We start from the raw sequence: 12617 nt of genomic DNA, 5'->3' as shown, positions 1-12617 counted from the left end.
TTTCCGTATTTGGTTGCGGGAGCTGGATTTGAACCAACGACCTTCGGGTTATGAGCCCGACGAGCTACCAGACTGCTCCATCCCGCGTCTGTGGGTCGGCATTCTAGCGATTTAATTCACCCTGTCAACGCCTGACTCAGAAAAAAATGTTTTTTCTTCATATGCTTAGCGTGGACCGTGCGGTCAGGTACCCGTGCAGCCTTAGTGGCGTGTAGTTTTACAGGGTTTTTACAGGGGGATTACAGGTAAAGGAGAGCAGTTGGGGGAAACCTCGGGGCCGGAACGGGGAACCAGCCCCGAGGGCGACAGGAATTCCCTTTCCTGGTCGCCGGTCGAGAGTACCGGGCGGTGCCTGTAGGAAACTTCCAGCCACCGGTAGGCTCAGGCTGATTCCGGTTCGAGGGCGTTGTAGCGGGCAGGGCGCTGGCGATACTGCCCCGGCTTTCGGGGCGCACCCTTCGGCGCGCCGGCCTTCTACCTGCCGCCCTGTTTCGCCGGGCGCTTAGTTGTGGAGTTCCCATGACCCTCGATTCCCTTCGCCGCCTCGTCCTCGAGCCGGCCCTGTCCCTGCTGCCCGATGAGATGAATAGCCCCGAGGCGCAGTTGATGCTGCTCGCCATCGCCTTGCAGGAAAGCGGCTTGGACAAGCGGCCCCTGGCCGAAGGTGGGCCCCACAGTTACTGGCAGTCAGGCTCGCCCGACGAGATGGTGCATTTCGTTCTGCGTTGCCCGGTCACCCGCGACCTGGCCGTGGCGGTGTGCGATGCCCGCCAGGTGCCGCCGGTGGATGAGCGGGTGCGCGCCGCGCTGGAGCATGACGACGTGCTCGCCGCCGCCTTCGCTCGCTTGCTGCTGTGGACCGACCCGGCGCGCCTGCCTGCTATCGATGAGGTGGACGCCGCCCATGACCTCTATATGAGGACCTGGCGCACGCCCGCCCCCCGCCCGGAGCTTTGGTGTGAGCACCACGCCCGGGCCCTGAAGTCCTGGCTGTCCGCCCCCTGAAACCCGCCGGACAAATCAGCTAGAATTTGCCGCCTCCCGTTCGCGGAGGCCCCCGGCGGCATTCGCCCGCCCGAGCGTGCTTCCTTCGCTCCATCGGTATCAGGCGTTCATGAGTCAAAGGAAGATCATCCACATAGATTGCGACTGCTTCTATGCAGCCATCGAGATGCGTGACGACCCGTCGTTGGCTGGCCGGCCCCTGGCGGTCGGCGGCTCGGCGGATCGGCGCGGGGTGATCGCTACCTGCAACTACGAGGCGCGCGCCTATGGCGTGCGTTCGGCCATGTCGTCGCATCACGCTCTGAAGCTGTGCCCGGACCTGCTGATCGTGCGCCCACGCTTCGACGCCTACCGTGAGGCCTCGCGGGAGATCCACGCCATCCTTCGTGATTTCACCGAGATCATCGAGCCGTTGTCCCTCGATGAGGCTTACCTCGACGTTTCCGAGAGCCCGCACTTCAGTGGCAGCGCCACGCGCATCGCCCGGGAGATCCGCAAGCGGGTCTGGCAGGAGCTGCGCATCACCGTCTCGGCCGGGGTAGCGCCGAACAAGTTCCTGGCCAAGATCGCCAGCGACTGGCGAAAACCCAATGGGTTGTTCGTGATCACGCCCGACCAGGTGGACGACTTCGTCGCCGAGTTGCCGGTGAGCAAGCTGCATGGGGTGGGCAAGGTCACGGCGGACAAGCTCGGCCGCCTCGGCGTCATCAACTGTGTGGACCTGCGCGAGTGGAGCCGTGTGGCCCTGGCCCGCGAGTTCGGCAGTTTCGGTGAGCGCCTGTATGGCCTGGCGCGGGGCATCGACGAGCGCGCGGTGCAGGTGGACAGCCGCCGCCAGTCATTGAGCGTGGAGAACACCTTCGATCAGGACCTGCCCGACCTGGGCGCGTGCCTGGAGCGCCTGCCGGTGCTCTACGAGGAGTTGCAGCGGCGCCTGCAGCGGCTGGATTCCAGCTACAAACCGGGCAAGCCCTTCGTGAAGCTGAAGTTCCACGACTTCTCCCAGACCACCCTGGAGCAGGCGGGCGCGGGGCGTGACCTGGACAGCTACAAGTTGCTGCTGGGGGCGGCCTTCGCCCGGGGCGATAAGCCGGTGCGGCTGATCGGCGTCGGCGTGCGCCTGCAGGACCTGCAAGGCGTCGCCGAGCAACTCAATCTCTTCTGAAACTCAGCGTTCCGGCCACAGGCGCAGCGGCTTGCCTTCGGCGGGCCACAAGCGCAGCTGTTCGATCGCCGAGAAGTCCCAGCGCTGCACGCCCGGCAGGGCGTCGAGGAAGCGCTGTTCCTGCTCCATCAGCGCCGGTGCACACATCTTGCGGGTGCTGCCGGCGGGGCCGAAGCTGATTCTGTCGTCCTTCAGCTCGTAGGAGGCGAACCAGTGGTTGCAGCCGGCGTTGCCATAGGCGCGGCCGTCGCGGCCGAGGGTGATGGTCAGGTGGCTGTTGTCGATCAGCGGGCGTTCGCCGATCCATTCCACCTGGTAGGTGCGTTCGGTCTCGATGCTCGGGCCCTCGCTGGCGCAGCCCGCCAGGGTCGCGGCGGCGAGGCCGAGGATCAGCGCATTGTGGTTCATGGGGTCTCCTTGCGGCATTGCGGGCAGAGGTGCTTGCCGTCCCTGTTCACCCAGCCCAGCTCGGTGATGCGCGCTTCGGCGGCGGGGGCCTGCGCGGCCTTGCCCAGGCTGGAGTCGACGGCGAACTCGAAGTCCAGGCGCTTGGCGCAGGCGTCGCAGTCGACGTGCCAGTTGAGGATGGACAGCTCCTTGAAGACCGGGCCCTTGGCCACGGCCAGCCATTGGCCGGGCGGGTTGATCAGGTGGCGGACCTTCTCCACTTCCAGGCGCATGGCCAGGTCACGGCTGCCCTTGAGGGTGACGACCAGGGTGTCGCCGTTCTGGATCGAGCCACCGGTGCCGGTGACCTGATAGCGGCCCGGCGCGAGCGCGCGGCATTCGCTGAGGGTGTGAGCGGGGTTGAGCAGGTTGTAACGGAAATCGTGTTCGGCCATAGGTCCTCCAGAAGCGCCGCGCATCCTAACACGGCCTAGGTGTCGACCTGGTTGCACGGCCGCCCGGCGGCCCAGGCGGCGATGTTGTCGAGGGTGGTGCGGGCGATGGCCGCCAGCGCCTCGCGGGTGAGGAAGGCCTGGTGCGCGGTGACGATGACGTTGGGAAAGGTCAGCAACCGCGCCAGCACATCATCCTGCAGCGGCAGGTCGGAACGGTCCTCGAAGAACAGGTTCGCTTCCTCTTCATACACATCCAGGCCCAGGTAGCCGAGCTGGCCGCTTTTCAGCGCCTCGATCAACGCCGGGGTCTCCACCAGGGCGCCACGTCCGGTGTTGATCAGCATCGCGCCGGGTTTCATCTGCTGCAGGCTGTCGGCGTTGATCAGGTAGCGGGTGGCGTCGTTGAGGGGGCAATGCAGGCTGATGATGTCGCTCTCCGCGAGCAGCTCATCCAGGGGCAGGTAGCGCGCGCCCAGGGCTTCCACCGCCGGGTTGGGGAAGGGGTCGTAGGCCAGCAGCTGGCAGCCGAAGCCGGCCATGATGCGGGCGAAGGTTTCGCCGATCTGCCCGGTGCCGACCACGCCCACGCGCTTGTTCACCAGGTCGAAGCCGGTGAGGCCGTGCAGGCTGAAGTCGCCTTCGCGGGTGCGGTTGTAGGCGCGGTGCAGGCGTCGGTTGAGGGCGAGGATCAAGGCCACCGCATGCTCGGCGACGGCGTGGGGCGAGTAGGCCGGCACCCGCACCACGGTGAGGCCGAGCTCGCCGGCGGCCTTGAGGTCGACATGGTTGTAGCCGGCCGAGCGCAGGGCGATCAGGCGCGTGCCACCGGCCACCAGGTGCTCCAGCACCGGCGCGGATAGGTCGTCGTTGATAAAGGCGCAGACCACATCGAAGCCGTTGGCCAGGGCCGTGGTGTCCAGGGTCAGCCGGGCTGGCTGGAAGTGCAGTTCGATACCGGCGGCGACGCCGAGGAAGCTGTCGCGGTCGTAGCTCTGGCTGCTGAAAAGAATGGTACGCATCGGCTCTCCTTGTGTTGCCCGGCCGTCTGTGTGGCCAGGCAACATGCGCCTTGCATCAGGTCGGTTCAGGCATTGACCCGGGTTTCCCCGGCCAGGCGGACGATGGCTACGTCCAGGTCGTCCAGGGCCTGGCGGTAGGCCGGGTCGTTCTTCTTCAGCAGGGTTTCGCTGCGCTGGCAGGCCGCGCGCAGTTGCGGCACTCCGCAGTAGCGGGTGGCGCCATGCAGGCGGTGCACGCGCTCCAGCAGCGTGGCGTGGTCGTCGCTGTCCAGTGCCTGGCGGATGGCCTGGCGGTCGGCGGCCAGCGAGGCCAGCAGCATCGCCAGCATGTCGGCGGCGAGATCGGCCTTGCCGGCTGCCAGGCGCAGGCCTTCTTCCGGGTCCAGCACGCTGGGCTCATCGTCGTTGGTCGGGTGTTCGGCGCTGCGGTCGGGGGCGGGGCTGTGCAGGCTCAGGCCCGTCCATTTGAGCACCACCTGGGCCAGTTGGCGCTCGCCGATGGGCTTGGTGAGGTAGTCGTCCATGCCGCCCTGTAGCAGGGCGCGTTTCTCGTTGGCCAGGGCGTGGGCGGTGAGGGCGACGATGGGCACCGGGCTCAACTCGCTGCCGGCTTCCAGGCGGCGGATTTCCTCGGTGGCCTGGCGCCCGTCCATGCCGGGCATCTGCACGTCCATGAGAACCAGGTCGAAGTTGTGCTGTTGCGCGGCCTCGACGGCGGCATAACCGCTGTCCACCGCCGTCACCAGTGCGCCCATGTCGCCGAGCAGGGTTTCCACCAGCAGCAGGTTGGCCGGGTTGTCGTCCACGCAGAGGATCTTCGGCGCGCGGGTGCTCTGTGGCTGCGGCGCTTCCAGGCGGGGTTGCTGGCGCGGGCTGACCAGGCCGGTGAGGGCGCGGTGCAGCTTGCGCGTGCAGGCCGGCTTGGCCTGCAGCTGGTTGTGCGAGTCGGGCAGCACCTGGTGATAGAGCGCCTGTTCGGTGGTGGGGCAGAGCACCAGGCTCTTGCAGCCCAGCTGCTCCAGGTCCCAGATGTACTGGCTGAGGCGATCGGGCGGCAGTTCGCGGGCGGTAACGCCCATGACGGCGAAGGCCACGGCCCGGGGGCCGTTGCGCTGGGTTTCCACCGCCTCCAGCAGGGCATCAAGGCTGGGATGGTCCTGCACCTCCAGGCCGCAATCCTCCAGTTGGTGGTGCAGGGCCTGGCGGGCCAGCTCCTGGGGTTCGAACACGGCGGCGTAACGCCCGGCCAGCAGGGCCTTGGGCAGGTCGTCGGCGTCATCGCGGGCCTTGGGCAGGCTGACGCTGATCCAGAACTCCGAGCCTTCGCCCGGGGTGCTGGCCACGCCGATCTCGCCGCCCATCTGCTCGATCAGGCGCTTGGAGATGACCAGCCCCAGCCCGGTGCCGCCCGCCTGGCGCGACAGCGAGTTGTCGGCCTGGCTGAAGGCCTGGAACAGCGCGCGCAGGTCTTCGTCGGAGAGGCCGATGCCGGTGTCCTGCACGCTGATGCGCAGCTGCACCAGGTCGGCATCGCTGTCGTCCTCGAGCATGGCGCGCACGGCGATGGTGCCTTCGCGGGTGAATTTGATGGCGTTGCTCACCAGGTTGGTCAGCACCTGTTTGAGGCGCAGCGGGTCGCCCACCAGCTGCAGCGGGGTGTCGCGGTAGACCAGGCTGACCAGCTCCAGGCGCTTCTCGTGGGCGGCGGGGGCGAGGATGGTCAGGGTGTCCTGGATCAGGTCGCGCAGGTTGAAGGGGATGTTCTCCAGCACCAGCTTGCCGGCCTCGATCTTCGAGAAGTCGAGGATCTCGTTGATGATGCCCAGCAGGTTGTCGGCGGATTTCTCGATGGTCGACAGGTAGTCCTGCTGGCGCGGCGACAGCTCGCTCTTCTGCAGCAGGTTGGTGAAGCCGAGGATGCCGTTGAGCGGGGTGCGGATCTCGTGGCTCATGTTGGCGAGGAACTCGGACTTGATCCGGCTCGCCTCCAGGGCCTCCTTGCGCGCCAGGTCCAGCTCGATGTTCTGGATCTCGATGGTTTCCAGGTTCTGGCGGACGTCTTCGGTGGCCTGGTCGATGTTGTGCTGCAGTTCTTCCTGGGCGCTTTGCAGGGCCTCGGCCATGCGATTGATGCCGCCGGCCAGCTCGTCCATCTCGTGGTTGCCCAGTTGCGGCAGACGGGTTTCCAGGCGGCCTTCCTTGAGCAGCGCCACGCCTTGCTTGATGCGCCGCAGCGGTTCGTTGATCTGGTGGCTCATGCGCAGGGCGAGCAGGGCCGTGACGGCGAGGCCGGCGGTGATCAGCAGCAGGCTGGCGAACAGGCTGCGATAGCCCTTGAGCAGGGTGCCGTGGTGGGACATCTCCAGCTCCACCCAGCCCAGCAACTGGTCGTTGCCGAGTTTCGCAGTGTCGCCGGAAAGCACCCGGTGGCGCTCGAACACCGGCTGCATGAAGCGCGTGGCGTCGGTGTTGCTGGTCAGGCTGAGGTGGCTGCCGTCGTTGTCCGGGCTGCTGTTGAGCATGCTCGGGCCAGCGTGGGCGAGGCGCGCGCGCTCGAGGCTGAGGAAGCTCACCGCACGCACATCAGGCTGGTCCAGCGCGTGGTCGGCGATGCGCTCCAGCAGCACCGCATCACCCCGCACCAGGGCGGGGGCGGCCAGCGGTGCGAGCTGCTCGGCGATCATCTGCCCGCGTTGCAGCAGTTGCGCCTGCATGTCGGAAAGCTGCGCCCAGATGAAGTAGCCACCCAGCACCATGGCCAGCAGGCTGGTGGGCAGGAGGGTGAGCAGCAGAACGCGGCCCTTGATGCCTAGATCCTTGTACACGCTCATTCCTTGCGAAGGTGAATGCCGGGAGTGTAGCGACTCGGGCGGTCGGAATCCTCTCGCTTATAGATGGGAATCCCGCTTGCAATTTGCCAAAATGCGATTCTATTAACGAATTATTCGCATTTGCTGGTGGTTCCCATGAACGGCAGTACCCCTCAGAGCGCCCGCATCCTCGCCATCGAGGACGATCCCGTACTGGCTGCTCACCTCTGTGATCATCTGGGCCGTCGCGGCTTCGACGTGACCTTGCGGCAGAACGGCGACGAGGGACTGGGCCTGGCCTGCGCCGAGGATTTCGACCTGATCCTCATGGACATCCTGCTGCCCGGCCGCAGTGGCCTGGAAGTGCTCGCCGAGCTGCGCCGTCGCCGTGGCGTGCCGGTGATCCTGATGTCGGCGCTGGGCGCCGAGCAGGATCGCATCGCCGGTTTCAGCCAGGGCGCCGACGACTACCTGCCCAAGCCCTTCAGCATGGTGGAGATGCAGGTGCGGGTGGATGCGGTGCTGCGTCGCGTGGCCTATGAGCGCCGCGAACCCGAGCAGCCCAGCGAAGAGCTCGAGCTGAAGTTCGACGAAGCGCGCTCGGACGTCGTCTACAAAGGCCAGTGGGCTGATCTGACTCCTACCGAATTCCGCCTGTTGGTGACCTTCTCGCGGCACATGGAAGAGGCGCTGAGCAAGGCCTTCCTCTATCAGCATGTGCTGCATCGCGCCTATTCGCAGCACGACCGCAGCCTGGATATGCACGTCAGCCACATCCGCCGCAAGCTGGCGCGGCTCGACTATGCCGATTGGCGGCTCGAGACCGTCTGGGGCAAGGGCTATGTGCTGACCAACGGGAAAAGCTGATGCCTGGCCGCCATTCGCTGTTCTGGAAGCTGGCGATCATCCTCGTCGGCTTCTGCCTGGTGATGATCGCCCTGACGCTGTCGTTCGGCCAGATGATCGGCCAGCGCACCTCCTTCCTCTCCGATGATGCCCGCCAGGTGCTGCGGGGCTATGCACAGGAGGCCGAGCTGGCCTGGAAGCAGGGCGGTGCCGCGGGTGTCGACGCCTTCCAGGCAAGCCTGGAGCAGCGCGAAGGCAGCTGGGCGTTGCTGCTCGATGCGCACCTGTTCCCTCTTGGCAGCCGCGCCATCACCGATGACCAGCGCCAGCGCCTGAGTTTCATGCGTCGTCTGGAGTGGCCGATGGGGCGCCAGTCGGCTGAGCCGCGCACCCTGAGCATCCCCTTCGACGAGGGGCGTGCGCAGCTGGTGATGCTGCTGCCCGAGCGCTTCAGCCCCTGGGGGCCGCGACCGGTGCTGTTCTTCCTTGCGCAGAAGGTGGTCCCCGGTTTGCTGGCGCTGCTGCTGTGCCTGCTGCTCTACCGCCTGCTGATCTCGCCGTTGCGCCATCTGCGCGAACAGGCCAACGCGCTGCGTGGCGACCAGTTGTCCACCCGTGTGGCGCCCAGCGTCAGCCGCCGTCGCGACGAGCTGGGCGAGCTGGCCCGCGCCTTCGATCACATGGCCGGGCGCCTGGAGAACACCGTGTCCTTCCAGCGCCAGCTGCTGCGCGACCTGTCCCACGAACTGCGCACCCCCCTCAGCCGCCTGCGCGTGGCGGGGGAGAGCGAGCTGGACGTGGAAGGCCTGCGCCAACGCCTGGAGCGCGAGGTGCAGTGCATGCAGCAACTGGTGGACGACACCCTGGAACTGGTCTGGCTGGACACCGAGCGCCCACAGCTGCCCCTGGAGGAGATCGAGGTGCGCTCGCTGTGGGGTGTGATCTGCGAGAACGCCTGCTACGAGAGCGGCTGGCCGGCCCGGCAGCTGGTGTGCGACCTGGGGCCGGAGTGCCGGGTGCTGGGCAATCTCAATGGTTTCGCCCAGGCGTTGGAGAACATCCTGCGCAACGCCATCCGCCATTCACCGCCGAGCGGGGTGATCCGCCTCGGTGGGCAACTGCAGGACGGTTACTGGGAGCTGTGGCTGGAGGACCAGGGCGGCGGCGTCGGCGACGGCCAGCTGGAAACCATCTTCCGCCCCTTCACGCGGCTCTGCGCGGCGCGCCCGGGCGGCGAGGGATTCGGCCTCGGCCTAGCCATCGCGCGGGGCGCCATGCGCTCCCAAGGCGGCGACCTATGGGCGGAGAATACCGGCGAAGGGCTGCGCCTGAACCTGCGGTTGGCAACTGTATAGATTGTAAATGAGCTTTACTCTCAAATAGGAATAAATACCATTTGCGCTGACCCGCGCGGACTGCGGGGCATGCCGAATGGTTCCAGGCTCCATGGCCCACCCGCCACGAGCCGTTCGTCCCGCCTGCTGTCCTGCGCTCGCCCTTGCAACAGGAGTGCTCGACATGCAACCCCGATTCAAGCTCAACCACCTGACCCTGGCCGTGCTGGCCGCTTCGGCCCCGATGCCGGCGCTGGCCGACACCGTCGAACTGGATAGCGATGAGCAGGCTGTGGCGACCAGCGACCAGCCGGTGGAACACGGCCAGGCCCTGGAGCTCGGCGAAACCCACGTGCTGGGTACCGCCGAGGAAGAGCTGAAGCAGGCACCGGGCGTGTCGATCATCACCGCCGAGGACATCAAGAAGCGCCCGCCGGCCAACGACCTGTCCGACATCATCCGCCGCGAGCCGGGGGTCAACCTCACCGGTAACAGCACCAGCGGCAACCGTGGCAACAACCGCCAGATCGACCTGCGCGGCATGGGCCCGGAAAACACCCTGATCCTCATCGATGGCAAGCCTTCGACCTCGCGCAACGCCGTGCGCTACGGCTGGAACGGCGACCGCGACACCCGTGGCGAAACCAACTGGGTGCCGGCCGAAGAGGTGGAACGCATCGAGATCCTCCGGGGCCCGGCGGCGGCTCGCTACGGCTCCGGTGCCATGGGTGGTGTGGTGAACATCATCACCAAGCGCCCGACCGAAGAGCTGCGCGGCTCCATGACCGTCTACACCATCCTCCCCGAGGACGATGCCGAGGGGGCCGGCCGCCGCACCAACTTCAACCTCAGCGGCCCGCTGACCGATTCCCTGGCCTTCCGCCTCTACGGCGGTGCCAGCAAGACCGACGCCGACGACGCCGACATCAACGCCAGCCACCAGAGCGACCCCACCTCCCTGGTGGCCGGCCGCGAAGGCGTGCGCAACAAGGACATCAACGGCCTGCTCAGCTGGCAGTTGAACCCGGAACAGACTCTTGACCTGGAGGCCAGCTACAGCCGCCAGGGCAACATCTTCGCCGGCGACACCATGCTCAACAATGGCGCGGCCTTCGTCAGCAGCCTGGTGGGCTCCGAGACCAACGTGATGCAGCGCAGCGCCTACGCGCTGACCCACCGCGGCGACTTCGAGTGGGGCACCTCCGAGGCCAGCCTGGCCTACGACTACACCCGCAACTGGCGCCTCAACGAAGGCCTGGCCGGCAGCTCCGAAGGTGCCCCTTCCGATGGCGCTGGCGCCTTCACCTCCCGGCTGCGCAACACCCGCGCCAGCGGCGAGGTGAACCTGCCCTTGAGCCTTGGTTTCGAGCAGGTGCTGACCCTGGGCGGCGAGTACCTCTACGAGACCCTCAACGACCCGGGCTCCCTGCGCACCCAGAGCTTCGACCCCGGCAGCTCGGGCCTGCCGGCCCTGGCGGGCTTCGCCCGGGGCAACACCAAGACCGACGCCCGCAGCTTCGCGCTGTTCGCCGAGGACAACATCGAAGTGGGCAGCCGCACCATCGTCACCCCGGGGCTGCGCTACGACGAGCACGAGGAGTTCGGCGGCAACTGGAGCCCCAGCCTCAACGCCTCCCACAAGCTGACCGACGTGCTGACCCTCAAGGGCGGTATCGCACGGGCCTACAAGACGCCCAACCTCTACCAGTCCAACCCCAACTACCTGCTCTACAGCATGGGTAACGGCTGCAACGCCGGCCAGACCAACACCGGTGGCTGCTACCTGGTGGGCAACCCGGACCTGAAGCCGGAAACCAGCATCAACAAGGAAATCGGCCTCGCCCTGGACATGGGCCAGTGGCGCGCCAGCGCGACCTACTTCCGCAACGACTACCAGAACAAGATCATCGGCAGCAACGACTTCCTCTACCGCCTGAGCAACGGCCGCCGGGTGCAGGAGTGGGAGAACGCCGGCAAGGCGGTGGTCGAGGGCATCGAGGGCAACTTCTTCATCGCCCTGACTCCGAGCCTGGACTGGAACACCAACTTCACCTACATGATCGAGTCCGAGGATCGCGACACCGGCGAGCCGCTGAGCATCATCCCCGAGTACACCCTCAACAGCACCCTGGACTGGTACGCCACCGAGCAGCTGTCCCTGCAGCTCAACGGCACCTACTACGGCAAGCAGGAGGCCCCCGCGCTCAACCAGCGCACCAACCAGGCCTATGCCACCGCCGCGCAGAAGGACGTCGACCCCTACGGCCTGATGGGCGTCAGCGCCGGCTACGAGTTCAGCGAGAACTACAGCGTGCGGGTGGGTATCAACAACCTCTTCGACAAGCGCATCTACCGTGAGGGCAACGCCGCTGACGCCGGTGCCAACACCTACAACGAACCAGGCCGCGCCTATTTCGCATCGGTCACCGCCTCGTTCTGAACCGCGCTCCTTGCCCACCCCCGTGGTGGGCGTTCGGCTCTGCCAGGCCTTGCCTGGCAGAGTTTTTTCATCAGGGCTCGAACATGAAGTTATGGAATGACGGCTACCTGGCCGACTTCCCCTACCCGCACCAGGTGCACCCGGAGCTGTCCCCCACCTGGCTGGCGGCAGTGCTCACCGCCCTGGGCCAGCGTGCGCCCGAACCGGGCGCGGGTTTCAGCTACTGCGAGCTGGGTTGCGGCCAGGGCCTGAACAGCCTGCTGCTGGCGGCGGCCAACCCCGCCGGGCGCTTCCTGGCGGTGGATTTCAACGCCCGTCACATCGACCACGGACAACGCCTGGCGCTGGCCGCGGGGCTCGACAACCTGGTCTTCCGCCAGGCTGGCTTCGTCGAGCTGGCGGACGAGGAGGGTGGTGAGGCCTTCGATTTCATCGCCCTGCACGGGGTGTTCTCCTGGGTGTCGCCGGCCAGCCGCGCGGCCATCCTGCGTTTCGTCGAGCGCCGCCTTAAACCGGGTGGCGTGCTCTACCTCGCCTACATGAGCCACCCCGGGCTGTCGGCTTTCGCCAGCGCCCAGCGCTTCATCTGGCAGGCCGCGCAGCGCGCCGAGGGTGACCCGGTACAGCGCCTGCGCATCGCCCTCGACGCCCTGCAACGCTGGCAGGTGGCGGGCGCCGGGTACTTCATCGAGCACCCCGACGTGGCGCGGCGCCTGGCGTCCGGCCGCGGGCAGGACCTGGCCTTCCTCGCCCACGAACTGCTGTGTGAGCACTGGGCGCCCCTGCATTCGGCCGAGGTGATCGAATCCCTCGCTGCCGTTGGCTGCACCTTCGTCGGCAGCGCCACGCCACTGGAAAACATCGACGAACTCGCCGTGCCCGGCCATTGCCTGCCGCTGCTGGCCGAGCTCGACGATGTGGCGCAGCGGGAGTCGGCACGGGACATGGCCTGCAACCAGTCGCTACGCCGCGACCTCTATGTGCGTACCCCGCGCGCACTGAGCGCGGACGAACACCGCCAGGCGCTGCTGGATGGCTGCTGGGCCGGCATGCCCGATGCGCCGGATCAGGGCGCGCTGCGCTTCGATACCCGTATCGGCCCGGTGGAGGGCGAGGCGACGCTGTTCTCGCCGCTGCTCCAGGCCCTAGCCGAAGG

Annotated in this window: 9 protein-coding genes, 1 tRNA gene and 1 pseudogene; 6 read left to right on the top strand and 5 right to left on the bottom strand. The window is 67.0% G+C overall.

Features of this window, described 5'->3' with window-relative positions; all coding sequences use genetic code 11:
• Nucleotides 1-10: 10 nt before the first annotated feature.
• Nucleotides 11-87, bottom strand: a tRNA-Met gene (locus ACXI0U_RS17115).
• A 432-nt stretch (nt 88-519) separates the two neighbouring features.
• Here ACXI0U_RS17115 and ACXI0U_RS17110 point away from each other — a divergent pair.
• Both ACXI0U_RS17110 and dinB read left to right on the top strand, forming a co-directional pair.
• Nucleotides 520-1005: a hypothetical protein gene (locus ACXI0U_RS17110; protein WP_479550599.1), complete on the top strand. Its 486-nt coding sequence runs from the start codon at nt 520-522 to the stop codon at nt 1003-1005.
• Between the two features lie 109 nt (nt 1006-1114).
• Nucleotides 1115-2170: a DNA polymerase IV gene (gene dinB, locus ACXI0U_RS17105; protein WP_479550598.1), complete on the top strand. Its 1056-nt coding sequence runs from the start codon at nt 1115-1117 to the stop codon at nt 2168-2170.
• Nucleotides 2171-2173: 3 nt separating this feature from the next.
• Here the strand turns inward: dinB and ACXI0U_RS17100 are convergent, their stop codons facing one another.
• The 4 genes from ACXI0U_RS17100 to ACXI0U_RS17085 all read right to left on the bottom strand — a co-directional run bounded on the left by ACXI0U_RS17100 (nt 2174) and on the right by ACXI0U_RS17085 (nt 6856).
• Complete coding sequence (locus ACXI0U_RS17100) at nt 2174-2578, bottom strand: META domain-containing protein (protein WP_184487707.1); 405 nt, start codon at nt 2576-2578, stop codon at nt 2174-2176.
• Nucleotides 2575-3012 (bottom strand): hypothetical protein, encoded by a 438-nt coding sequence (locus ACXI0U_RS17095; RefSeq protein WP_021221474.1) that lies wholly within the window; start codon nt 3010-3012, stop codon nt 2575-2577. Before ACXI0U_RS17095 ends, ACXI0U_RS17100 begins: the two co-directional genes overlap by 4 nt.
• A 35-nt stretch (nt 3013-3047) precedes the next feature.
• On the bottom strand, nt 3048-4031 hold the full coding sequence (locus ACXI0U_RS17090; protein ID WP_431482533.1) for a 2-hydroxyacid dehydrogenase: 984 nt from the start codon (nt 4029-4031) through the stop codon (nt 3048-3050).
• Between the two features lie 65 nt (nt 4032-4096).
• The gene (locus tag ACXI0U_RS17085; RefSeq protein ID WP_021221472.1) at nt 4097-6856 is read right to left on the bottom strand and encodes an ATP-binding protein; all 2760 of its coding nucleotides are present in this window, start codon (nt 6854-6856) and stop codon (nt 4097-4099) included.
• Nucleotides 6857-6997: 141 nt separating this feature from the next.
• Between ACXI0U_RS17085 and ACXI0U_RS17080 the strand changes: the two genes are divergently transcribed.
• The 4 genes and pseudogenes from ACXI0U_RS17080 to ACXI0U_RS17065 all read left to right on the top strand — a co-directional run.
• On the top strand, nt 6998-7708 hold the full coding sequence (locus ACXI0U_RS17080) for a response regulator transcription factor (RefSeq protein WP_021221471.1): 711 nt from the start codon (nt 6998-7000) through the stop codon (nt 7706-7708).
• A complete protein-coding gene (locus ACXI0U_RS17075) occupies nt 7708-9042 on the top strand; it encodes a HAMP domain-containing sensor histidine kinase (RefSeq protein WP_043243133.1) in 1335 nt (444 codons plus the stop codon). Before ACXI0U_RS17080 ends, ACXI0U_RS17075 begins: the two co-directional genes overlap by 1 nt.
• A 163-nt stretch (nt 9043-9205) precedes the next feature.
• Nucleotides 9206-11461, top strand: a complete 2256-nt coding sequence (locus ACXI0U_RS17070; RefSeq protein ID WP_431482532.1) for a TonB-dependent siderophore receptor — start codon at nt 9206-9208, stop codon at nt 11459-11461.
• 83 nt (nt 11462-11544) lie between these two features.
• A pseudogene (locus ACXI0U_RS17065) lies at nt 11545-12435 on the top strand (class I SAM-dependent methyltransferase); the annotation flags it as partial.
• Between the last annotated feature and the right edge of the window lie 182 nt (nt 12436-12617).

The sequence above is a fragment of the Pseudomonas sp. C9D1 genome, assembly GCF_056491235.1.
The sequence above is the reverse complement of the archived record's forward strand: the minus strand, read 5'-3'. Positions and strand labels throughout refer to the sequence as shown.

Coding starts and splice junctions, on each gene's coding strand:
- ACXI0U_RS17110 (WP_479550599.1), top strand. CDS start 520: ATGACCCTCGATTCCCTTCGCCGCCTCGTCCTCGAGCCGGCCCTGTCC.
- dinB (WP_479550598.1), top strand. CDS start 1,115: ATGAGTCAAAGGAAGATCATCCACATAGATTGCGACTGCTTCTATGCA.
- ACXI0U_RS17100 (WP_184487707.1), bottom strand. CDS start 2,578: ATGAACCACAATGCGCTGATCCTCGGCCTCGCCGCCGCGACCCTGGCG.
- ACXI0U_RS17095 (WP_021221474.1), bottom strand. CDS start 3,012: ATGGCCGAACACGATTTCCGTTACAACCTGCTCAACCCCGCTCACACC.
- ACXI0U_RS17090 (WP_431482533.1), bottom strand. CDS start 4,031: ATGCGTACCATTCTTTTCAGCAGCCAGAGCTACGACCGCGACAGCTTC.
- ACXI0U_RS17080 (WP_021221471.1), top strand. CDS start 6,998: ATGAACGGCAGTACCCCTCAGAGCGCCCGCATCCTCGCCATCGAGGAC.
- ACXI0U_RS17075 (WP_043243133.1), top strand. CDS start 7,708: ATGCCTGGCCGCCATTCGCTGTTCTGGAAGCTGGCGATCATCCTCGTC.
- ACXI0U_RS17070 (WP_431482532.1), top strand. CDS start 9,206: ATGCAACCCCGATTCAAGCTCAACCACCTGACCCTGGCCGTGCTGGCC.